The organism is Streptomyces violaceorubidus (genome assembly GCF_000717995.1).
Taxonomy (GTDB): domain Bacteria; phylum Actinomycetota; class Actinomycetes; order Streptomycetales; family Streptomycetaceae; genus Streptomyces; species Streptomyces violaceorubidus.
This window is the reverse complement of the sequence record NZ_JODM01000014.1, coordinates 69,711-91,385: the sequence shown is the minus strand read 5'-3', so window position 1 is coordinate 91,385 and position 21,675 is coordinate 69,711. Positions and strand designations below refer to the sequence as shown.

General features: G+C 73.7%; 23 protein-coding genes and 1 pseudogene. 14 read left to right on the top strand and 10 right to left on the bottom strand.

Features of this window, described 5'->3' with window-relative positions; all coding sequences use genetic code 11:
- Positions 1-70 precede the first annotated feature (70 nt).
- Positions 71-997, top strand: coding sequence for an SDR family oxidoreductase (locus tag IE94_RS0118460; RefSeq protein WP_030185482.1), 927 nt, complete (start codon positions 71-73; stop codon positions 995-997).
- On the opposite strand, the gene IE94_RS0118455 is transcribed toward IE94_RS0118460, so the two are convergent.
- Entirely contained in the window at positions 981-1,520 is a 540-nt protein-coding gene (locus IE94_RS0118455; RefSeq protein ID WP_030185476.1) for a hypothetical protein, read from the bottom strand. The two genes, IE94_RS0118460 and IE94_RS0118455, sit on opposite strands and share 17 nt — an antisense overlap.
- A gap of 50 nt (positions 1,521-1,570) precedes the next feature.
- On the opposite strand from IE94_RS0118455, the gene IE94_RS0118450 reads away from it, so the two are divergent.
- From IE94_RS0118450 to IE94_RS0118440, 3 genes are all read left to right on the top strand, one after another.
- Positions 1,571-2,371, top strand: coding sequence for an SDR family NAD(P)-dependent oxidoreductase (locus IE94_RS0118450; protein ID WP_030185473.1), 801 nt, complete (start codon positions 1,571-1,573; stop codon positions 2,369-2,371).
- A 155-nt stretch (positions 2,372-2,526) separates the two neighbouring features.
- Positions 2,527-3,222, top strand: coding sequence for a L,D-transpeptidase family protein (locus IE94_RS0118445; RefSeq protein ID WP_030185470.1), 696 nt, complete (start codon positions 2,527-2,529; stop codon positions 3,220-3,222).
- Positions 3,223-3,400: 178 nt separating this feature from the next.
- Positions 3,401-3,586, top strand: a complete 186-nt coding sequence (locus IE94_RS0118440; protein WP_030185467.1) for a hypothetical protein — start codon at positions 3,401-3,403, stop codon at positions 3,584-3,586.
- A 72-nt stretch (positions 3,587-3,658) separates the two neighbouring features.
- Here the strand turns inward: IE94_RS0118440 and IE94_RS0118435 are convergent, their stop codons facing one another.
- A complete protein-coding gene (locus IE94_RS0118435; protein ID WP_030185465.1) occupies positions 3,659-5,002 on the bottom strand; it encodes a S1 family peptidase in 1,344 nt (447 codons plus the stop codon).
- Between the two features lie 150 nt (positions 5,003-5,152).
- On the opposite strand from IE94_RS0118435, the gene IE94_RS0118430 reads away from it, so the two are divergent.
- Together IE94_RS0118430 and IE94_RS0118425 are read left to right on the top strand one after the other, a co-directional pair.
- Complete coding sequence (locus tag IE94_RS0118430) at positions 5,153-6,331, top strand: MalY/PatB family protein (protein WP_030185464.1); 1,179 nt, start codon at positions 5,153-5,155, stop codon at positions 6,329-6,331.
- A gap of 48 nt (positions 6,332-6,379) precedes the next feature.
- On the top strand, positions 6,380-6,787 hold the full coding sequence (locus tag IE94_RS0118425) for a PPOX class F420-dependent oxidoreductase (protein ID WP_030185462.1): 408 nt from the start codon (positions 6,380-6,382) through the stop codon (positions 6,785-6,787).
- A gap of 23 nt (positions 6,788-6,810) precedes the next feature.
- On the opposite strand, the gene IE94_RS0118420 is transcribed toward IE94_RS0118425, so the two are convergent.
- Positions 6,811-7,233 (bottom strand): Zn-ribbon domain-containing OB-fold protein, encoded by a 423-nt coding sequence (locus IE94_RS0118420; RefSeq protein ID WP_030185460.1) that lies wholly within the window; start codon positions 7,231-7,233, stop codon positions 6,811-6,813.
- A gap of 190 nt (positions 7,234-7,423) precedes the next feature.
- Positions 7,424-8,158 (bottom strand): TetR family transcriptional regulator, encoded by a 735-nt coding sequence (locus IE94_RS0118415; protein WP_030185457.1) that lies wholly within the window; start codon positions 8,156-8,158, stop codon positions 7,424-7,426.
- Between the two features lie 130 nt (positions 8,159-8,288).
- On the opposite strand from IE94_RS0118415, the gene IE94_RS0118410 reads away from it, so the two are divergent.
- Both IE94_RS0118410 and IE94_RS0118405 read left to right on the top strand, forming a co-directional pair.
- The gene (locus IE94_RS0118410; protein WP_030185455.1) at positions 8,289-9,122 is read left to right on the top strand and encodes an ATP-grasp domain-containing protein; all 834 of its coding nucleotides are present in this window, start codon (positions 8,289-8,291) and stop codon (positions 9,120-9,122) included.
- 101 nt (positions 9,123-9,223) lie between these two features.
- Entirely contained in the window at positions 9,224-9,712 is a 489-nt protein-coding gene (locus tag IE94_RS0118405) for a flavin reductase family protein (protein ID WP_030185451.1), read from the top strand.
- A 23-nt stretch (positions 9,713-9,735) separates the two neighbouring features.
- Here the strand turns inward: IE94_RS0118405 and IE94_RS0118400 are convergent, their stop codons facing one another.
- Together IE94_RS0118400 and IE94_RS0118395 are read right to left on the bottom strand one after the other, a co-directional pair.
- Positions 9,736-10,116 carry a hypothetical protein gene (locus tag IE94_RS0118400; RefSeq protein WP_030185448.1) on the bottom strand — a complete coding sequence of 127 codons (381 nt, stop codon included), beginning with the start codon at positions 10,114-10,116 and terminating at the stop codon, positions 9,736-9,738.
- 303 nt (positions 10,117-10,419) lie between these two features.
- A complete protein-coding gene (locus IE94_RS0118395) occupies positions 10,420-11,337 on the bottom strand; it encodes a MurR/RpiR family transcriptional regulator (RefSeq protein WP_030185446.1) in 918 nt (305 codons plus the stop codon).
- A 720-nt stretch (positions 11,338-12,057) separates the two neighbouring features.
- On the opposite strand from IE94_RS0118395, the gene IE94_RS40400 reads away from it, so the two are divergent.
- Positions 12,058-12,231: a hypothetical protein gene (locus IE94_RS40400; RefSeq protein ID WP_167343968.1), complete on the top strand. Its 174-nt coding sequence runs from the start codon at positions 12,058-12,060 to the stop codon at positions 12,229-12,231.
- Between the two features lie 5 nt (positions 12,232-12,236).
- On the opposite strand, the gene IE94_RS0118385 is transcribed toward IE94_RS40400, so the two are convergent.
- A complete protein-coding gene (locus IE94_RS0118385; protein ID WP_037922945.1) occupies positions 12,237-12,914 on the bottom strand; it encodes a nucleoside/nucleotide kinase family protein in 678 nt (225 codons plus the stop codon).
- A 53-nt stretch (positions 12,915-12,967) separates the two neighbouring features.
- On the opposite strand from IE94_RS0118385, the gene IE94_RS0118380 reads away from it, so the two are divergent.
- The 4 genes from IE94_RS0118380 to IE94_RS0118365 all read left to right on the top strand — a co-directional run bounded on the left by IE94_RS0118380 (position 12,968) and on the right by IE94_RS0118365 (position 18,314).
- Positions 12,968-13,708 carry a beta-phosphoglucomutase family hydrolase gene (locus IE94_RS0118380; protein ID WP_030185441.1) on the top strand — a complete coding sequence of 247 codons (741 nt, stop codon included), beginning with the start codon at positions 12,968-12,970 and terminating at the stop codon, positions 13,706-13,708.
- A complete protein-coding gene (locus tag IE94_RS0118375) occupies positions 13,705-16,083 on the top strand; it encodes a glycoside hydrolase family 65 protein (protein WP_030185439.1) in 2,379 nt (792 codons plus the stop codon). The genes IE94_RS0118380 and IE94_RS0118375 overlap by 4 nt, the downstream gene beginning before the upstream one ends.
- Positions 16,084-16,247: 164 nt before the next feature.
- On the top strand, positions 16,248-17,765 hold the full coding sequence (locus IE94_RS0118370) for a hypothetical protein (RefSeq protein WP_030185437.1): 1,518 nt from the start codon (positions 16,248-16,250) through the stop codon (positions 17,763-17,765).
- A gap of 72 nt (positions 17,766-17,837) precedes the next feature.
- Complete coding sequence (locus tag IE94_RS0118365; protein ID WP_030185436.1) at positions 17,838-18,314, top strand: DUF5709 domain-containing protein; 477 nt, start codon at positions 17,838-17,840, stop codon at positions 18,312-18,314.
- A 55-nt stretch (positions 18,315-18,369) separates the two neighbouring features.
- On the opposite strand, the gene IE94_RS0118360 is transcribed toward IE94_RS0118365, so the two are convergent.
- Positions 18,370-18,591 (bottom strand): hypothetical protein, encoded by a 222-nt coding sequence (locus tag IE94_RS0118360; RefSeq protein WP_030185434.1) that lies wholly within the window; start codon positions 18,589-18,591, stop codon positions 18,370-18,372.
- A gap of 106 nt (positions 18,592-18,697) precedes the next feature.
- On the opposite strand from IE94_RS0118360, the pseudogene IE94_RS0118355 reads away from it, so the two are divergent.
- Positions 18,698-19,073, top strand: a pseudogene (locus tag IE94_RS0118355) (MMPL family transporter); the annotation flags it as partial.
- Here the strand turns inward: IE94_RS0118355 and IE94_RS0118350 are convergent.
- Positions 19,045-20,154 (bottom strand): PP2C family protein-serine/threonine phosphatase, encoded by a 1,110-nt coding sequence (locus IE94_RS0118350; RefSeq protein ID WP_030185432.1) that lies wholly within the window; start codon positions 20,152-20,154, stop codon positions 19,045-19,047. The pseudogene IE94_RS0118355 and the gene IE94_RS0118350 overlap by 29 nt on opposite strands.
- A gap of 257 nt (positions 20,155-20,411) precedes the next feature.
- Positions 20,412-21,614, bottom strand: a complete 1,203-nt coding sequence (locus IE94_RS0118345; RefSeq protein WP_030185430.1) for a beta-1,3-glucanase family protein — start codon at positions 21,612-21,614, stop codon at positions 20,412-20,414.
- Positions 21,615-21,675 lie beyond the last annotated feature (61 nt).

The following is a 21,675-nucleotide window of genomic DNA, read 5'->3' as shown; positions in this document are numbered from 1 at the left end:
TCGGACACGACATCGCTCGTGCGGTACGTGAGCACGTGCGGGACGTGAGGGAGAGGAAGGGAAGCCGGACATGACAGGGTCATCGAAAGGTCCGCTGGCGGGCAGGGTCGCACTGGTCGCCGGGGCCACCCGCGGCGCCGGACGGGGCATCGCCGTCGAACTGGGCGCGGCCGGAGCCACCGTCTACGTCACCGGCCGCAGCACCCGCGCCCGGCGCTCGGAGTACGACCGCCCCGAGGCCATCGAGGACACGGCCGACCTGGTCACCGAGGCGGGCGGCCACGGCATCGCCGTACCCGCCGACCACCTCGATCCGGCGCAGGTCGCCTCCGTCGTCGACCGGATCGCCAGCGAGCGGGCCCGCCTCGACATCCTGGTCAACGACATCTGGGGCGGCGAGACCCTCTTCGAGTGGGACAGACCGGTCTGGGAGCACGACCTCGACAAGGGGCTCAGGCTGCTGCGGCTCGCCGTCGAGACCCACGCCATCACCAGCCACCACGCCCTGCCGCTGCTGCTGCGCCGCCCCGGTGGACTCGTCGTCGAGGTCACCGACGGCACCGACGCCTACAACCGCGACAACTACCGCAACTCGTTCTTCTACGACCTCGCCAAGACGTCCGTCCTGCGCATGGCCTTCTCCCTCGGGCACGAGGTGGGACCGCGCGGCGCCACGGCCGTCGCGCTGACCCCCGGCTGGATGCGCTCGGAGATCATGCTCGACCACTTCGGCGTACGCGAGGAGAACTGGCGCGACGCCCTCGACCGGGTCCCACACTTCGCCATCTCCGAGACACCCCGCTACGTCGGCCGCGCGGTCGCCGCCCTCGCCGCCGACCCGACGGTGGCGCGCTTCAACGGCCAGTCCCTCTCCAGCGGCGGCCTCGCCGGGGAGTACGGCTTCACCGACCTGGACGGCAGCCGCCCCGACGCCTGGCGCTACCTCGTCGAGGTCCAGGACGCGGACAAGCCCGCCGACGTCACCGGCTACCGCTGACGGGCGGCAACGGCCAGCGTGCCCCGTGCCCCGGCGGCAGCGCCAGATCCTCGCGCACGGCCGTGTAGTAGCCCTCACGTGCGGCGCGCTGTCCTTCGAGCAGGGACCGCCAGGCCGCCGGGTCGTGGGTCTCCCCGCGCAGGAAGCGCTCCATCTCCATCACCGCCACCACCCAGACCCGCGCCTTCTCCACCACGTCCTTGCTGCCCAGCAGGAGCAGTGCCTCACCGGCCGGGTCCCGGGCCAGAGCGGCCTCGGCCTGGGCGGGCGCGGCATCTGCGGGGGCCAGTGGATGCGGGTGCGGGTCGTTGCCGAGGTGGGCGGCGATCCGGTACGTCAGCGTGACGGAGGTCTTCACGGTCCGCGCGTAGTCGGCGTACACCGAGAGCCTGCGCTCCTCCCAACGGGCCGCCGTCTCCCGGTCGAACCAGGCACGGTCGCTGCGGACCACGGCGAGATACGAACCGAGTGCGCCGATGACGACGCCGATGAGAGCGGGGAGTTGCTGAAGGAACGCGGACATGGCCGCACGGTATCTGCCGGGGTGATCGCCGCGGCAGATACCGTCGGCCCATGACGGACACGAGGCGATTCACCGACCACGCGGCGCTCGTGACGGGCGCGGCCCGGGGCATCGGCGCGGCCACCGCGCGCAGGCTCGCCACGGAGGGAGCCCGGGTGCTGCTGACCGACGTGGACCTCGCCGCGGCGCGCGGGAGAGCGGCGGAACTGGCGGACGACGGGCTCGACGTGACCGCGTTCGCCTGCGACGTGCGCGACCGGACGTCCGTGGAGGCGGCCGTCGCCCACGCCGCGGAGACCTTCGGCGGCCTGGACGTGCTGGTCAACAACGCCTTCGCCTGCGCGCCCGACGCCCCGCTCTTCGAGGACGAGCCGGACGAGGTCTGGGCCCGCGACCTCGACGTCACCCTCACCGGTGCCCACCGCTGCTGCCGGGCCGCCCTGCCCCACCTCGCGGCCTCGGGGCGCGGCGCGATCGTGAGCATCGGCTCGGTCAACGGGGTCCAGGACTTCGGCAACCACGCCTACAGCGCCGCGAAGGCCGGTCTCGGCTCGCTGACCCGCACCCTCGCCGGGCACGCGGCCCCGCGCGGCGTCCGCGTCAACCTGGTGACGCCGGGCACGGTGCGCACCACGGCCTGGGCGGGCCGGGACGAGGAACTGGCCGCGGTCCAGGGGCTCTACCCGCTCGGGCGGGTGGGCGAGCCCGAGGACGTCGCGGCGGCCGTCGCCTTCCTCGCCTCGTACGACGCGGCCTGGATCACCGGGACCACCCTGGTGGTCGACGGCGGCCTGACCGCGGTCAACACCGGCTTCCGGCGGGCGATCGCGGGGGCGGAGGGCCCGGACTGACGCAACGGGTCGGTCCGGTGCTGTGTGTCACGGTTGGGTCGCGGCGCACGGCGGTACGCAACCAATGCCGCCCGACGGCGGTCTAGCATGCCGGGATCGCACGAAGGCGACCTTCCGCACAGCGCACCGCCTCGACGCGAAAGGCATGACCGGCCATGGGGGACATACGCAGACGGGGAGCCGTCGCACTCGGGGTCACCGCACTGGTGGCACCGCTCACACTCGCGCTCACGGCGGCACCGGCCCAGGCCGCGAGCTGCACCGCGAAGGCGGGTCCGTACCAGAAGAAGGTGGAGAAGTTCCTCGGCCGCAAGGCCGACGGCAAGCAGTCCACCGCCGACTGCAAGGCCATCCGCGCCTTCCAGACCAAGCACGGCATCCAGCCCAACGCCGGCTACGCGGGTCCCGTCACCTGGGGCGTGATGGACCTGATGACGAAGCAGAAGGCCGTCGGCAAGAACCCGAACAAGGCCGGCAAGTGCCCCACCAACAAGGGCCGCATCGCCTGTGTGAACCTCAGCCTCCAGCTGAGCTGGATCCAGGACGGCAAGAAGCTGGTGTACGGGCCGGTGCCGGTCCGTACCGGGCGCAACGGCTACGAGACCCGTACCGGCCTCAAGAAGGTCTACTGGCGCAACATCGACCACGTCTCGAGCATCTACCACGTGCCGATGCCCTACAGCCAGTTCTTCGACGGCGGCCAGGCCTTCCACTCCGTCGGCGTCAGCATGTGGAACCCGCCGGGCTCCCACGGCTGCGTCAACATGACGAAGACCGCCGCCAAGAAGTACTGGTCGCTGCTGAAGAAGGGTGACGACGTCTACGTGTACGGCCGCAAGCCCGGCACCTGACGGAGAGCGGCGCCCGGCTCTGGTGTGAACGGATGGACCGTGTGCGGCAGGACACATCCGGTGGGAACGAACTCGCCGGTAGGTCTTGACAGATGGGAACATCGACGTGATCAGTAACACGGTCCGTTATGTCCGTTTAGCTCGTGATTACTCACATCGTCTTCACGCCGGGCGCCGTATGCTTCACAGCATGTCCACCAGTGTTGAACCTTCCTCCGAGCGATCGGCTGCCGAGGTCAACGAGGAGATCCGAGCCCTGTGGCTCCGGTCGGGCGGGACACTGAGCGTCGAGCAGCGCGCGGAGTACCAGCGGCTGGTCATGGAGTGGGCCACCGCGGCCCCGGAGTCCGTGAACGCCGCCTGACCGGCCCGAGGCTCCTCGCCCGTCCCGGCCGCACCCCGGCAGCCCCCGGGGCCGGACCTCGTACCGGCCCCGTCAGCCCCACGTCGCCGAGTAGTGGCGCCGGTAGGTCTTGCGGTCCCGCTCCGTCCGGATCCACCGCGTGGCCACCAGCGCCACCAGGCTGCCCGCGATGATCAGCAGCCCCGGGCCCACGTTCCGGCGGTCCGCGAGCCGGGCGAGCAGGGTCTCACCCTCGACACCCCTCGCGGGTGCCGACGCCCCCGGGGCCGCGGCGCCCGGAGGCGAGGTCGCCGAGGGGCCCGCGTCGGCGCCCTGCCCTCCGGAGCCGATGAGCCGGACCCCGAGCGAGTCCATGGCCTCCGGCAGCGGCTGGAAGAACGTGGTGCCGCCCTCGTCGCAGTCACCGCTGCCGCCCGAGGTCACGCCCAGCGCGATGCCCTCGGAGAACATCGGCCCACCGCTGTCCCCGGGCTCGGCGCACACGTCTGTCTCGATCAGACCGGTGACCGTGCCCTCCGGGTAATTCACCGTCGCGTCCAGCGCCGTCACCCGGCCCTGGCGCAGCCCACTGGTGCTCCCGCTGCGGAACACCCGCTGCCCGACCGCCGCCGCGCCCGCCCCCGTGATCCGCACCCCCTTGCCGTCGCCGACCGCGACCACGTCGGCGCCGTCGCCCGCCTCGCCGTTCGCGTACTCGACCAGCGAGAAGTCGTCCCCGGGGAAGCTTCCGGCCACCGTCCTGCCGACCTGCCGGTCACCCCGGCCGGGACCGAACCAGACGGAACCCGTCGGCCCGCAGTGGCCCGCCGTCAGGATGAAGTCGCTCGTGCCGTCGGTCACGTTGAAGCCCGCCGAGCAGCGGCCCGCCGTGGACAGGATGGGCTCCGCCCCGTTCAGGCGGGTGGTGAAGGCACCCTCCGTGCGCTCCATGCGGACGAAGGCGCCGACGCCCTCCGCGACGCCCGCCAGCCGCGACCAGTCGGCCCGGGAGACCGTGCGGTCCCCGCGCACCACCACCTCGTTCGACCGGTAGTCCACAGCCCAGGCCGTACCGGACACCCGGGGCGCCCCGCGCAGCGTCGAGGCCGCCGACCTCAGCTCCGACATGCTGTGCCGCACCCGCTGCGCCGTGGCACCGGCCCGCCGCACCGCCTCGGCCGCGCCCGCGTCCGTGACCGCCACCACCGGCCGGCCGTCGGCGCCGATCCAGTGGCCCGCCGTACGGTCGGTGCCCAGCCGGGAGACGAGGTCGGCGCCGGTAGCGGACGCGGTCCGGGCGAGGGTGCGCGGTGCGGCGGACGCGTCGGGGGGCTCGCTCGCCATGGCCCGGGTGACCATCGTCCCTCCGAGCAGCAGTCCACCGACGGCCGCCAGCCGTGCCACTCGCCGGACGATGCGTCCTCGTGCGTGCCTCATGCGTGCGCTCCCGAAACCGACCGCGCGGCGTCGCCGCCGCGGGGACCTCCGGACGTCGAGCGCCCTCCTCCCATACGGGGGCCGGAACCCCGGTGTTCACCAAAGGGCCGCCCGGTTCCCCGCGCCGCCGCGGCGACCTATCTTGGCCCCATGACCAGCATCCCGTGGGACCAGTCCGGTGAACCGAACCCCCTGCGCGCGCTCACGCCGGACCAACTGCGCCGGCGTACGAGCATGAAGTGGCGCACCCACCCCGCGGACGTGCTGCCGCTGTGGGTGGCCGAGATGGACGTGCCGCTCGCCGGATCCGTCGTGCGCGCCGTCACCCGGGCCATGGAACTCGGCGACACCGGCTACCCCGTCGGCACCGCCTACGCCGAGGCCCTCGCCGCCTTCGCCGGCAAGCGGTGGGACTGGGACGATCTGGCCGTGGAACGCACGGCGATCGTGCCCGACGTGATGCTGGGCGTGGTCGAGATGCTCAAGCTGGTCACCGGACCGGGCGACCCGGTGATCGTCAATCCGCCGGTGTATCCGCCGTTCTACCAGTTCGTCACCCAGCTGGACCGGCGGGTGGTCGAGGTGCCGCTCGGCCCGGACCTGCGGATCGACCTCGGCGTGCTGGAGGAGGAGTTCCGGCGGGCCGTCGCGGGCGGGGGCCGGGCGGCCTTCCTGCTGTGCAGCCCGCACAACCCGACCGGCACCGTCCACACCGCCGCAGAGCTGGCGGCCGTCGCCGCGCTGGCGGAGCGGTACGGGGTCCGGGTCGTCGCCGACGAGATCCACGCCCCGGTCGTCACCGGCGACGCGCGGTTCGTGCCCTACCTGAGCGTGCCCGGCGCCGAGCGCGGCCTCTCGCTGATGTCGGCGTCCAAGGGCTGGAACCTGGCCGGACTCAAGGCGGCCCTGGCGATCGCCGGGCCCGCCGCCGCAGACGACCTGGCGCGGATGCCCGAGGAGGTCGGTCACGGGCCGAGCCACGTCGGCGTCCTCGCCCACACCGCCGCCCTGCGCGACGGCACCGCCTGGCTGGACGCCGTGCTCGCCGGACTCGACGAGAACCGGCGGCTGCTCACCGGTCTGCTCGCCGAGCGGCTCCCGGGGGTCGTGCACCGCGCCGGGGACGCCACCTACCTCGCCTGGCTCGACTGCCGCGCCCTCGGCCTCGGCGACGACCCGGCGGAGGTCTTCCTCGACCGGGGACGGGTGGCCCTCAGCTCCGGCCTCCCCTTCGGCAGCGGCGGCGAGGGACACGTACGGCTCAACCTGGCGACCTCGCCGGAGATCCTCACGGAGGCGGTGCGCAGGATGGCGTCGGTCCTGGAGTGAGCACGGGGGAGGCGGAGCACCGGCGCGGGGGCGCCTAGACTTCCGGGCATGGACGACGACGCGTCACTGGACCGGCTCGGCGCCGGCAAGTACCTGCTGGTCACCACGTACCGGAAGAACGGCACCCCGGTCGCCACCCCGGTGTGGGTCGTCCGGGACGGGGACGCGCTCGGCGTCTGGACGGTGGCCGACTCCTGGAAGGTCAAGCGGGTGCGCAACCGCGCCGACGTGCTGGTGGGCCCCTGCGACGTGCGCGGCAGGCCGACCGGCGCACAGGTCGCGGGGACGGCGGAGATCTGCGACCCGGCCGCCACCGCCCGCTACCGGCGGCTGCTCGCCCGCAAGTACGGCGTCGTCGGCCGGCTCACGCTCCTCGGCAGCCGCTTGCGCAGGGGGCTCGACGGCACCGTGGGGATCCGCATCACGCTCACCTCCGGACCGCGGACGGCGAGCTGACCGCTCGTCAGGTGGACGGCCCGTCAGGTCCAGGCCCGGTACGGCTCGTCGACCAGTTGGAAGACCGGCTCGCCGCGCACCGGGTCCTTGGCCGTGGACAGCCGCACCCGGTCGCCGCTGTGGATGCCGATCAGCGGACCCATGACCCGGCCGCGCAGCACGAACCCCTCGGCCATCTCGATGAGGGAGACGTTGCGCGCGGCCGGCGTGTTGCGGTGCACCACCGTCGCGTGGCGCACCGTGCCGGTGCCCTCGCTCCGCTCCGTCCGCAGCTCGCTGCCGCGGCAGACCGGGCACAGCACCCGGTGGTACATGGCGGTGCCGCACCAGGTGCAGCGCTGGTAGAGGACGGCCTCGGTCTCCGGGGCCCGACTGTCGGTCTTCGGGTCGAGCAGACCGGTCGCGGGGCCGGCCGCCTGCTGAGCGACGTTTCCTGAGTGGTACACGCTGGTCAACTCCTTGCGCTCGGGCCGGAATCCCGCGTGCGCGGTCACCGGGCACGCGTGTGCGCGGCTCACCGTGCCACCGTGCACGCAGCACAGCGTATGGCACTCAGTGTCACTCGTAAAGGCACTCGGTACCCTTGATGGGGCATCGACAGGGGAGGGTGCGGTGCGGGCCGCGGTCCTCCGGCCGTCAGTCGCGGGCGAACGCGTCCTCGACCTCCCGCAGCACCTGCCACAGGGGGGTCCCGCGGCGCGCGGCCACGACCACCACGTCCTCGGGCGAGGTGCCGCGGGGCGGCACCGGCACGTCGCCGAAGGCGGACTGCGCGTACGCCAGCGCGTGGTCCACCGCGGCACCCGCGTCGTCGCGGCCGTCCGAACGGAGCCAGGACCGCAGGGCGTTGTTGTGCGCCGCGACCACCGCGGCCGCGATCACGTCCGCGCGCAGGATCCCGTCCGGGCGTCCGCCCAGCCGCCCGCGCAGGTACTCGGCGAGGGCACGCTCGTAGCGCCACACCACCGACAACTCGTAGGCGCGCAGCCCCGGCACCTTCTTGGTGAGGTGGTACCGCTGGACGGAGAACGCCGGGCTCTCGGCGTACATGCCGAGCACGAGCCGGGCCGCGTCGCACACCCGCCGCACCGGGTCGGCGCCCTCGGGGGAGCGGGCCAGGAACGCCTTCATGTCGGCCAGGCACCGTTCGTGGTCGGGGAAGACCACGTCCTCCTTGGACGGGAAGTACCGGAAGAAGGAGCGCCGTCCGACGCCGGCCAGGGCGACGATGTCGTCCACGGTGGTCTGTTCGTACCCCCGCTCCAGGAACAGCCGGAACGCCGCCGCGACGAGTGCCTCCCGCATCGGCGGCCGGACCTGTGCCGGGTCCGTCCCGTCCCCGCGGCGGGGGGCCGCGTTGCTGGTGCTCATGAAGGGGAACGTAGCAGGTGGGCGAGATGTGTGGCACTCAGTGCAGTGAAGGGAGGGAACTGAGTGCACTTGTCACCTCGCTAAGCCGGTCGCATACGATCACTTCCGATCAGCTCCGGAGGAGTCCCGTATGCCGCTCACCCGCCCCCGCGTCCTGTACGTCACCGACCTGGCCTACCAGGCGCGCGGACGGCGCTACTGCGACGAGGACATCTACCTGACCTCGCGGCTGCGTGAGGAGTTCGACCTGGCCCTGTGCCATCCCCGGGACGCCGTCGCACTGCTGGACGCCTTCGACGCCGTCGTCGTCCGCAACAGCGGGCCCGTACAGGGGTACGAGGCCGCCTACCAGGCCTTCCGCGAGCGTGCGGCCGAGCGCGGGACCCGCGTCTACAACCAGCTCACCGGCAGGGCGGACATGGTCGGCAAGCAGTACCTGCTCGACCTCACCGCCGCGGGCTTCCCGGTCATCCCCACCGTCGACCGCGCCGAGGACCTGCACCGGCTGCCCGACGCGGAGGAGTACGTCGTCAAGCCCAGGCTCGGCGCAGACTCGGCGGGCCTGCGGATCGTCCCCGCCGACCGGGTGTCCGAGGCGCTGGCCGGAGCGGGGGACCTGCTGGTCCAGCCGCGCGTCGACTTCGTCCACGAGGTCTCGTTCTACTTCGTCGACCACGACTACCAGTACGCCCTGCGCACGCCGCACCCCGACCGCCGCTGGCACTTGGAGCCGTACGACGCCACCGTGGCCGACCTCGACTTCGCGCGGCGGTTCATCGAGTGGAACGGCGTCGACCACGGGATCCAGCGCGTCGACGCCTGCCGCACCCCCGGCGGTGAGCTGCTGCTGGTCGAGCTGGAGGACCTCAACCCCTACCTGTCGCTGGACGCCCTGGACGAGCCGGCCCGCGACGCCTTCGTCACCGCCCTGCGCACGGCCCTGCGACGCCTGCTCGCCACCTGAGCCGCCCCGGCGGTCCCAGGCCCCGTCGCCACCTTCCCGCCCGCCCGGCGGCGTCCCCCCGCCCCTCGGGCGGACGCCAGAAGACGGCGACGGGGCCTAGCATGGCGGCCATGGACGTGTTCCTGGACCGGCTCGACCCGGACATGTGCGTCGTCACGGCCGCCGCGGACGGGGAACGGGCCGGCTGCCTGGTCGGGTTCTCCTCGCAGTGCTCCATCCGGCCCGTGCGGTACTGCGTGTGGATCTCCGACGTCAACCGGACCTTCCGCGTCGCGCGGTCCGCCGACGTCCTGGCGGTCCACCTGCTGGCCCGTGATCAGCGCGAGACGGCCGAGGTCTTCGGCGGGCTGACCGGCGACGACGTCGACAAGTTCGGACGGGTCCGCTGGCGGGAGGGGTACGGAGGGGCCGCCGTGCTGGAGGACGCCGAGGCGTGGTTCGTCGGACGGGTCGTGGACCGGACCACGGGGGGCGACCACGTCGGTTTCGTCCTCGAGCCGGTCGAGTGGGGCGGGCGCGAGCCTGCCGCCGGACCGCTGCTGCGGCTCGCCGACGCCCGCACCGTCCGGCCCGGGCACCCCGTGGACTGACGCGCCCTCGCCGCCGGCGCCGGTCAGCGCGCGGCGCCCCGCTCGGCCAGCGCCGCGGTGACGGCCCGTACGCTGCGCGCGATGTGCTGCAACTGGAGCACCTCCGCCGCGTACAGCTTGATGGTGTGCTCGATCGCGGCCTCGTGCAGGCCGAGCCGCGGCAGGTCCGCGCGGGCGGTCTGGAGCGCGGTGCGCGCCACCCGGATCTCGTGCTGGACCTGGATCTGCGCATGGCGGGCGAGCAGCACCGGGTGCCGGATCAGCGCCGGGTAGCCGGCGTAGCGCGCCGGGACCAGCTCGCGCAGCCACCTGGTGGCCGAGCGTTCCCAGTCGTGGCTGCCGGGGGGCTTGACCTGGCAGGGCCAGTCCGGGCTGGTGCGCGTGGTCGTCAGGGGCATGATCATCGCTTCCGGGTGTGCGGCGTCGACGGGGTGGGCGACGGGTGGGGGCGGTCCCGGTCCAGGGGACGACCGGGGCCGCCGCGGGCGCTCGCGCAGGCGATGCCCGACCGGAGCACCCGGTGCGCCGGAGCGGGTAGGAGTCGGCGGCCGAGGTGTTCGCGGCAGGTGCGGACGCGTTCCGGGGCGGCCGGGGCGCGGTCCGTGAGCAGTATTTATATATGCCATCCGCTTTGCAAGACGTATGAAAACATTCATGCCTGCTTTCGTCGGGATGGTCCCGTCTGCGCCGACCCGTCGCCCGGCCGTTCAGTCCCGCAGGAAGAACTGGTGCTGGTCCGCGACCTGCTCGTACTCCTCCAGCCGCGCCTGCGTCCGCTCGGGATCGGCGTCGGTCATGGCCTGCAACAGCGCCGCGCACATCACGCCCGGCGCCGCGTAGGAGTCGAAGACCAGCCGGGACCCCGTACCGGTGGCGAAGGCGACGTCGGCCTCGTCCGCGAGCGGGCCGAGCGCCAGGTCGGTGATCAGCGCGACCTTCAGCCCGGCGCCGCGGGCCACGCGCAGGGCGCCCAGGGTCTCGTGGGCGTGCCGGGGCATGGAGAAGGCCAGCACCCAGGTGCCGCCCGCCTCGCGGGACTGGAGCAGGGCGTCGTAGGCGACCGTGCCGCCCCGGGTCACCAGGCGCACATCGGGATGGACCCGGCGGGCCGCGTAGGCGAAGTACTCGGCGAGCGAGACGGAGATGCGCAGCCCGAGGACGGTCAGCGGTGCCGAGGCGGCCAGCTTGCGGCCGACCTCGATGACCCGGTCCGCGTCGGCGAAGTCGCGCCGCAGGTTCTCCAGGTTCTCGATCTCGGCGTCCACGGCCGCCTGCAGTTCGTTGCCCCGGTACTCCTCGGCGGCGGACCCGCCCCGGCCGCCCAGGGCGATCGCCTGGAGTTGCTCCCGCAACGCCGGGTAGCCGCTGAAGCCCACCGCCGAGGCGAACCGCGTCACCGACGGCTGGCTCACGCCCACCCGGTCGGCGAGGTCGGTGATCGACAGGAACGCCGCCTCGGTGAGGTGCTCGATGAGGTACTGCGCGATGCGCCGCTGGCCGGGGGAGAGGCGGGGCCGGTCGAAGAGCGTCCTGAGCCGGGAGGTGGGGGAGACCTCCGACTGCGGGGCGGCCCGTCCCGAGGTGATCGCCGAGGCCTGTGCACGTGCCTGCTGCGGCGATGGCACGGGTGCGCCTCCTGTGTCTCCCACGTCTCCCACGGGGGTCAACATAGCCCACCCCCTGTGCCCGGCAGGGAGGACCGCCGCGCCCGAGTGACCGCACGGCACCGCGCCGGAGGGACGACACCACGGCGCCCGCGCCACCCGCCCCGCGCGGGACCCGCACCCCCGCGAACCCCGACGGCACCGGCACCGCCCCCACCGGCCGGGATCCGCCCGCCGTCGCCACCGGAGGGGCCTCGCCGCGTCACCCCGGGGACGGGGACGGGGACGGCGTCGGCTGCACCGGGCGGCGAGTGCTCGTCGTCGCCCCTGGACAGGACCGCACGGCATGCCCCCGGGCTGCGCCGACGCCGACCCGTCGGCGGGGGCCGCTCGCGGAATCGACCGCGGGGGAGACATCATCGCGGGCCCCGCGGAGGGACCTCGTCGGATTCAGTTCCCCGGACGACGCCCGCCCCGGGCCGGAGCCGATTCGCTCACCGTCGCCTCCGGGGGCCTCCCCGCGCCTCCTTCGGACCGGGACGGCACCGCCCGCACCGGCCCGGGATCGCCCGCCGTCGGCCACCGGAGGAGGCCTCACCGCATCCCCGCAGGGACCTCACCGCCGTTCCGGAATGCCCCGGAGGGCGCGCACCCCGGCACCCCCGGACGGGGATAGCCCCGCGTCGCACGGGAACCCGCCGTCTCGGAAGGACCCACAGAGACGGACGAGGAGCCGACGTCATGACCGTCCCGGAAGAGAACCGGCCGAAGACCGACACCACCGACGACGTTCTCGGTCGGCGGCGGCGCGAGCGCGCGGACGACGAACCCCGCCCGCCGGGCGGTACCGGCCGGACCCTGCGCGAGGCCCTCGAAGAGGCGCACGTCCGCCCCGACGACTTCGACGAGGAGTGAGCGCGTCACCCAGGAGGTGAGGGCGCGGGACCCCGGGCACCCGGCACCGCCCGGGCCGGTACCACCAGGTCGGCCCGGTGCCGGGTGGCCGCCACCAGGTCGGCGTTGTGCTGGTCGGGGCCGAGCGCCCACGCGGCGGCGTCCGCGGGGGACTTGCCGAACCGCTCGTGCCGCGCCACGAGCCGCCTGACGCGCTCCGACTCCTCCAGCCCGCAGAACCACACCTCGTCGAGGCGGGGCCGCACCCGCGCCCAGGCGCCGCTCTCCAACAGCAGGTAGTTGCCCTCCGTCACGACCAGCCGGGCCGAAGGCGGCACCGGCAGGGCCCCGGCGAGCGGCTGCTCCAGCACCCGTTCGAAGCCGGGCGCGTACACGACCTCGTCGTCCCGCTCCGCGCGCAGCCGGTCCAGCAGCGCCGCGTACCCGGCCGCGTCGAAGGTGTCCGGCGCCCCCTTGCGGTGCCGGCGGCCCAGCCGGTCCAGCTCCGCGTCGGCGAGGTGGAAGCCGTCCATCGGCACGTGCGCCACCCACGGCTCGCCCGTACCGTTCAGCTCCCGCACCAGATGCCCGGCCAGCGTCGACTTGCCCGCGCCCGGACTGCCCGCGATGCCCAGGAACGCGCGCCGTCCGCCCCGGGGGAGCCGGCGGGCACGGGCGAGCAGGTCCTCGAAAGTCAGCGGCACACCGCACAGTGTGTCACCTGATCGGACCCGTCCCGGTGGGGAACTGTGGGGGTATGACGACGCAGCTCGGACTTCCCGACGACATCCAGGCCTGCCTCTTCGACCTCGACGGGGTCGTCACCCGGACCGCGGTGGTGCACGCCGCCGCCTGGAAGGAGACGTTCGACGCCTTCCTGCGCGAGCGGGACGGCGCCGACTTCCGCCCCTTCACCGACTCCGACTACGACCGGTACGTCGACGGCCGCCCCCGCGCCGACGGCGTCCGCTCCTTCCTCGCCTCCCGCGGCATCGAGCTGCCCGAGGGCACCCCCGACGACCCACCGGACGCGCGGACCGTCAACGGCGTCGGCAACCGCAAGAACGTACTCCTCCTGGCGAAGATCCGCACCGACGGCGTGGAACCCTACGAGGGCACGCTGCGCTACATCGACGCCGTCCGCGGCGCCGGTCTCGCCACCGCGATCGTCTCCTCCAGCGCCAACACCCGGGACGTGCTGCACTCCATCGACGCGGAAGGGCTGTTCGACGTACGGATCGACGGCGTCGTGGCCCGGGAACGGAACCTGCCGGGCAAACCACACCCCGACACCTTCCTGGCCGCCGCCCGCGACCTGGGCGTCGAGCCGTCCCGCGCCGCCGTCTTCGAGGACGCCCTGGCCGGCATGGACGCGGGCCGCTCCGGACACTTCGGCTACGTCGTCGGTGTCGACCGCGTCGGCCAGACCGACGCCCTCTACGCCCACGGCGCCGACCGCGTCGTCAAGGACCTCGCCGAGCTGGGGGGCCACGCGTGATCACCAACCGGACGTACACCGTGGAGCCCTGGCGGGTGCGCGAGACGGCGCTCAACCTCGACCTGCTCGCCCAGAGCGAGTCCGTCTTCGCCCTGTCCAACGGACACGTCGGCTGGCGCGGCAACCTCGACGAGGGCGAACCGCACGGCCTGCCCGGCAGCTACCTCAACGGCGTCTACGAACTCCACCCGCTGCCCTACGCCGAAGCGGGCTACGGCTACCCGGAGTCGGGTCAGACCGTCATCAACGTCACCAACGGCAAGCTGCTGCGGCTGCTGGTCGACGACGAGCCCTTCGACCTGCGCTACGGACGGCTCGGCAAGCACGAACGCACCGTGGACCTCAGGCGCGGCGTGCTGGAGCGCACCTGCGAGTGGACCTCCCCGGCCGGGACGACCGTCCGGGTGCGCTCCACCCGCCTGGTCTCCCTCACCCAGCGCGCCATCGCCGCCGTGGAGTACGAGGTCGAGCCCCTCGACAGCCGCACCCGCCTCGTCATCCAGTCCGAACTCGTCGCCAACGAGAGCCTGCCCGGCAGCGACGGCGACCCGAGGGCGGCCCAGGCGCTCCAGTCCCCGCTGGAGCCGGAGGAGGACCTGGCCATGGGCTCCCGGCTGCGCCTGGTGCACCGCACCCGGCGCAGCGGCCTCAGGGTCGCCGTGGCCGCCGACCACGTCGTCGACGCGCCCGGTGAGATCACCACCAGCAGCGAGAGCAACGCGGACGTGTCCCGTCTGACCATCACCTCCGTCCTCGACCCGGGGGAGCGGCTGCGGGTGCAGAAGACCGTCGCCCACGGCTGGTCCGGCACCCGTTCCAGGCCCGCGATGAGCGACCAGGTCGAGGCAGCGCTGGCCGCCGCGGCGCACGGCGGCTGGGACGGCCTGGTGGCCGAACAGCGGGACTACCTCGACGACTTCTGGGCCCGCGCGGACGTGGAGGTGCACGGCGACGAGGAGATCCAGCAGGCCGTACGCTTCGCCCTGTTCCACGTGCTCCAGGCCGGCGCCCGCGCCGAGCAGCGCGCGATTCCGGCCAAGGGACTGACCGGCTCCGGATACGACGGCCACGCGTTCTGGGACACCGAGATGTTCGTCCTGCCCGTCCTCACCTACACCGCGCCCAAGGCGGTCGCCGAGGCGCTGCGCTGGCGCCAGGCCACCCTGCCCGCCGCCCGGGACCGCGCCACCCAGCTCGGGCTGCGCGGCGCCGCCTTCCCGTGGCGCACCATCGACGGCTCGGAGGGCTCCGCGTACTGGCCGGCCGGCACCGCGGCCTTCCACGTGGCCGCCGACATCGCGCACGCCGCGGTGCGCTACACGGCGGCGACCGGCGACACCGACTTCGAACGCGAGACCGTCCTCGAACTCCTGGTGGAGACGGCCCGGCTGTGGCGCTCGCTGGGCCACCACGACCCCCACGGCGTCTTCCACATCGACGGCGTCACCGGCCCGGACGAGTACAGCGCCGTCGTCGACGACAACACGTACACCAACCTCATGGCGCGCTCCAACCTGCTCGCCGCCGCCGACGTGTGCGAACGCCACCCGGAGGAGGCGACCCGGCTCGGTGTCGACGAGGAGGAGAGCGCCGCCTGGCGGGACGCCGCCGAAGCCGTGCACATCCCCTACAACGAGGAGATCGGCGTCCACGAGCAGCACGCCGGCTTCACCCGCCACCAGCGCTGGGACTTCGCGAACACCGGCGCCGACCAGTACCCGCTGATGCTGCACTTCCCGTACTTCGACGTCTACCGCAAGCAGGTCGTCAAGCAGTCCGACCTCGTGCTCGCCATGTACGCCTGCGGCAGCTGGTTCGACGCCCACTGCGACGAGGACCAGATGGCCGCGAACTTCGCCTACTACGAGCCGCTGACCGTGCGGGACTCCTCCCTGTCCGCCTGCTGCCAGGCCGTCGTCGCCGCCCAGACGGGCCACCTGCGCCTGGCCTACGACTACGCCACCGAGGCCGCCCTGATGGACCTGGCGGACCTGGAGCACAACACCCGCGACGGACTGCACATCGCCTCGCTGGCCGGTACGTGGATGGCGCTGGTCGCCGGATTCGGCGGCACCCGCCGGGACGGCGACAGCCTGCGCTTCGCCCCCCGGCTGCCCGAGAAGTTCAGCCGCCTCGCCTTCCGGCTCCAGTTCCGCGGCCGCTGCCTGCGGGTGGAGATCGCTCCCGACCGGGCGTCGTACTCGCTGCTGGCCGGGCCGCCCCTGACGATCCATCACCACGGGACCGAGGTGCACGTCGAGGGGGAGGAGCCCGTCACGCTCGGCATTTCCGCGCCGAAGTGGCGGCCCACCCCCGAACAGCCCCCGCACCGCCGCCCGGGCGTCACCGAGCGGCCGGTCCCGGGCGAGGAATGAGCCCGCGCGACTGGCCGAGTTCCGCCCTGCACGTCGGTGGTCCGCGGGTTAGTTTGACCATGTTTTCCGAGATTCCGCGTATCCGCGGGTTTTGGGCTCCCGCCACGGGCGGCAGGAGGTGAGGGACGAGCGACCCCGCGACGAGCGGGGGTGAGGGGTGCACGATGGCCGACGGCTCGAACGCGATCCTGGTCGGCGGGCGCGGACGCGGGGGCGGGCGCGGCGTCGGACGCGACGGCGAGGGGGCAGGGAGGTCCGGCACCTCCCGGCGGCTGCGCGGCGGCAGACCGATCGCGGTGGTGGCCGCCGTCTTCGTCCTGGCCCAGCTGGTCTTCGTACACCCCTCGATGGGCCTCGGCTGGGACGAGATCGTGTACGTCAGCCAGGTCACCAGCCACCACCCCGCCGCCTTCTTCAGCGCGCCGCGCTCCCGGGGCGTGCCCCTGCTGGTGGCCCCCGTCGCCTCCTGGTCGGCCTCCACCGAACTCCTGCGCGTCTACCTCGCCGTCCTCTCGGGCCTGGGCCTGTACCTCGGCCTGCGCGCCTGGCAGGGCCTCTTCCCGGCCCGGGTCCTCGCCACGGCCGGCGCGTTCCTCGCCACCCTGTGGGTGACCCTCTTCTACGGCCCGCAGGCCATGCCCAACTACTGGGTCGCGATCGGCGCCCTCGTCACGGTGGGCTGCGCCCTGCGCGCCCTGGGGGCCGGACGGGGGTGCTCGGGCCGGGGCGCGCCGGCGGGGGTGGCGGCCGGCGCCGCGCTGATGGCACTGATGCGGCCCACGGACGCGGTCTGGGTGGCCGGACCCCTGCTCGTCCTCGTCCTGGTACGCCGCCACTGGCCGCTGCTGCTCGCCCTCGCGGGCGGCCTCGCGGCCGGCGCCGGGGAATGGGTGGTCGAGGCGTACGCCTGGTACGGGGGCCTCGGGGAGCGGCTGTCCCGGGCCTCCGAGATCCAGGGCGGCCTCGGCTGGAACCTCGCCCTCGACGACCAGATGCGCAGCCTGGGGGGACGGGGCCTGTGCCGGCCGTGCACCGGAGCCATGCCGCACCCGGTCGTCACCCTGTGGTGGCTGCTCCTTCCGGTCCTCGCCGTCCTCGGCGCGGTCGTCGCCGTCCGGGCCCGCCGCGCCACCGCGACACTGGTCGCCCTCGCCTGCGCCGTCACGGCCGCCGCGCCGTACCTGTTCCTGATCGGCTACGCGGCGCCCCGCTTCCTCCAGCCCGCCTACGCCCTGCTCGCCCTCCCGGTCGCCGACGCGCTGTGGCACCTGGTCAAGACCGGGCGGGACCGGTGGCGGCCGGTGACCGCGACGCTGGTCGCGCTCGCCGCGGCCGGGCACCTCGCGGTCCAGTTCTCGGTGCTCGTGGGCACCGTGGACCGCAACGTCGCCAGCCGCGAGGACTGGGCCCGCGTCGCCGACGGACTGCACCGGCTCGGAGTCCGACCGCCCTGCCTGGTCACCGGACACGAGTCCATTCCGGTCGGCTACTACACGGGTTGCTCCTCCGGCGCCACCGGCGGCAACAACGAGAACACCACCGCCGCCGAGATCGTGGACACCGCCCGGCGCATCCCGGTCGTCGCCCTCACCGGGCCCGGCGGCACCCCGCCCGCCTACGCCCGCGACTGGGCCGCGCACCGCGTCACCGACCTGGAGATCCGCGTCGCACCCCCGGGTTAGAGATCGCGTATCGGGAAACGCGAACCGGACAGCGAGACCACTGAGCCGACGCAGCGCGAGAGGGAGGCAGCGATGGGCACGGACCCGATGGCCGACGACGCCTACCAGCCCACCGGAACCAACGAGGAGCAGGAGGACGCCGCGCCCCTCGACCTCCAGGACGCCGTCGACGAACGGACCTACGACGACACGCTCGACGAGGGCTACTCCCCGCCGGAGAAGCCCCTGGGCGTGACCAAGCACGGCACCACGGCCGCCGAGCAGCACGAGGGCGAGAGCCTCGACGAACGGCTGGCCGAGGAGGTGCCGGACGTGAGGGCACCCGACGGGGACGGAGTCGGCGACGAACCGGGCGGAGAGGGCGAACCGGTCGACCCGGAGGCGGGCACCGGCCGGGCCGGCCGCCTGGTCGCCCCCGACGAGGGCGTACGCGCCGACACCACCAAGGAGACCGTCGCGCAGGACGTCGGCGTCGACGGCGGAGCCGCCGGCGCCGAGGAGGCCGCCGTGCACGTGGTGGAGGACGAGACGGAGCTGCCGGAAGCCTAGGACGACCCCGCGGAGCCCCGCCCGGACGACCGCGTCCGGGCGGGGCTCGGGGCGGTCAGGGCAGCAGCTTGTCGAGGGCCGAAGGGCCCTCCTCGGCCAGCTTGCGCCTGGCCCACTCCAGGTTCTGCGGGGTGACGTCCCGGCCGGTCGCCAGGACCAGGTCCTCCGGGGACACGTCCGTCCCGGTGCGGGCGTGGAGCAGGTCGTCCGGAGTGGCGCGGTCCTCGCCCGCGCGGGCTTCGGAGGGTCGGGAGGCGTCGGGCTGTGACGTCGACATGATCAGTGCTCCTCGCGTCCGGATCGCTGCTTCGGTGCCGTGCTCTTGTCGGTCCCGAATATCCCGATAACACCATTCAATGCGGAACCCGCCCGCGCATCCGGAGGACTACGAGATCTTCCTCCTCTCCCGGGTGCACGAGGCCTGGCTGCGCACGGCGGACGCCGAGGGCGCGGTGGCACGCCCTGGAGATCACCGCACGGGTCGTCACCCGCGCGGCCCTGATCATGGTCAGTGTCTTCGCCGCGTTCGTCGTCAGCGACAACATCGTGGTCAAGATGCTCGGGCTCGGCCTCGCCGTGAGCGTGCTCGTCGACGCCACCGTCGTACGCCGGCTCCTGGTGCCGGCCGTGATGACCCCGCTGGGGCGGCACGCCTGGTGGACCCCGCGGTGGCTCGACCGGATCCTGCCGCACATCGACGCGGAGGGGGCGGGCGAGGGGGAGCGGGGGGTCACTTCCCGACCGGCGGCGAAGGAGTGAGCACCAGCATCGTCACGTCGTCCTGCACGTCCGGGCAGAAGCGCGCGAGGTCCGCCCAGACCAGGGCGGGCAGGGCGGCGGAATCCTCGCCCGCGAGGCTCCGCAGGCGCTCCGCCAGCGGATAGAACGCGCCGCCGGTGTCCCTCGCCTCCACCACGCCGTCCGAGGCGAGGAAGAGCCGGTCCCCGGGGCGCAGCGACACCGTGCACGCCTCGATCGACCCGGCGTCCGCGAGCCCGAGCCCGAGCGGCGTCCACGGTGAGACCTCCAGCTCCGCGGCGTCCGCACCCCGCAGCAGCAGGGGCGGCGGGTTGCCGCAGACGACGACACGCACCTCGAGGGCGTCGGCGGAGAACTCCAGCAGCGCGGCCGTCGCGAACAGCTCGGCATGCCGCGCGTCCGCCGAGTCCACCAGCAGCCTGCGGTCCAGCCGCCCCGCCACCGACGCCAGGTCCGGCTGGTCGAGCACCGCCTCCCGGAAGGCCCCCAGCAACGAGGCGACCGTCGACACCGCCGACAGGCCGTGCCCCTGCACGTCACCCATCACCGCGCGGACACCGAAGGGGCCGTCCCGCACGTCGAAGAAGTCGCCCCCGACCAGGGTCCCGCGCTGTGCCGCCCGGTACAGCCCCGTGCAGCGCACCGCCCCCACCCGCTCGGGCAGCGGCGGCGCGACGGCACGCTGCGCGGCCTCGGCGACCGTGCGCTCCAGCCCCAGCTGGGCGTCGCGGCGACTGCGCACGAAGGACACGAAGACGCTGAGTACGGCGACGAAGACGATGGTCAGCAGGTCGGCGTCGCCCGGCCGGTCGAGCTGGAGGGCCGGGATGTGCAGCAGCGCGATCACCACGCCGCCCAGCACGGCGGTCGCCAGCGGGCCGTAGGACAGCACGGCCAGCGGAGGGATGGCGCCCAGCAGGAACCCGATCTCCAAGGGCTCGTCGCTGAGCAGGGTCGCCGCGCAGATCGCCGCCACGAGGGCCGGCGGCAGCACCCGCACCCAGCGGGGCGGCGGCGCCCCGCTCAGCCAGCTCCGCCGTTCCTCGCCCCAATGCGGCTGCGGGACGGACACCTTTCGCACACCCCTACGCTCCTACGCCGCCGCACCGCCCGCACGCGGAGGGCGGTGCGGCGGCCGTGCACGTGCGGGTCCTAGGGGGTGTCGTTTGGAGCTGGCCGGCTCCGGGCGACGGTGCCTTGCTGCCGACCCGAGCGGGGTCTGGTGCGTGCAGCTGCACGGCGGAGGAGGGCGACAGGGCGGAGCCCTGGCAACCGACGACAACGCCGCAGACGTGCGTGCCAGACCCCGCGACCCCGGCAAGATCCAAACGACACCCCCTAGAGGGCGCCGAGCGTCAGCCGGAAGCCGGTGGGCGCCGTGTCCTGGACGTAGGAGGCGAAGTCGGCCACGTCGTCGAAGGCGAAGCCGTACGCCCTGCCGTCCTCGGTGGCCGCGTGGACCGCCTTCGCGTAGTGGTTGGTCAGCGCGGTCCCGTAGAACGTCGCGGGGTCGGTGGTGGGCTGGTCGGCCGACGAGACCAGGGCCGAGCGGTTGAACCCGGCGCCGAGGACCGCGGCGACGGGACCGGTCGTGCCGTCGTTGGGGGCGGCGAGATTGCCGTCGCAGAAGAGCACGTCCCGGGTGGACGGCTTGGCGAAGGACACCTGGGCGGGCCCGTCGAAGGTCAGCCGGTCCCCGCGCACCCGGCCCGAGAAGGTCCCCGCGTCGGTGGTGATCCTGAGGTCCCCGGCGGTGTAGGTGCTCCACACCTCGTCGATGTACGGGGCGAGGTAGTCCGTCGGGAACAGACCGGCGTCCAGCCCGTGGCCGGGGGCGATCACCCGGGTGTCCTCCACGACCAGCGGGGCGAACTCCTCCACCTTCCGCACCGCCTCGAACACGGCCGCCCGGCCACCCGGACGCACGGTGCCGGTGGTCTGGTCGCCGGCACCGGTCAGCCGGATGGCGAGCGGCACGCTGAACATGTCGACCATGGTGGTGTTGCAGAACATGCCCGCGGAGTTGTACGTGAACTCCGCGCAGTCGTGCAGCACCCCGTGGTTCGGGTCGGACTCGACCCAGCCCGCCGGGTACTGCAGCGCCGCGTTCCCCGCGCCGTCCACGACGACCTTGAACTTCAGCTTCTCTCCCAGGGACACGTAGATCCGGCCGGAGAGGTGGGGCAGAGTCAGCTTGGTCCCGCCGCTGCCGGCGAGGCCGATCGCGTAGTCGGTGTAGCCGTCGGCGCCGTTGTCGGAGAGGGCCACGGGAGCGACGGTGCCCTCGGGGGTGACCCGCACCTGGCGGCCGTCCACGTTGCCGACGATGTAGACGTGGACGTCGGCGTTGCCGAAGGAGCCGGTGCCGTTGACGATCGTCAGCGCCAGGGCGCCGGCCGCCCTGGGCGCCGGTTCGTCCGAGCCGACGCCCGCCAGGGCGTGCGGGGCGATGGCGGCGGCGACGGGTGCGGCCACGACCGCTCCGCCGAGGGCGACGAGCAGCTTGCGGCGGGCGAGCGGACGCCGGTGACGAGGAGTCATGTGGGGGGTCTCCAGTGATCGGGGCCTGACAGATCCTGAGAGCGCTCTCAGGGGGTGGCGG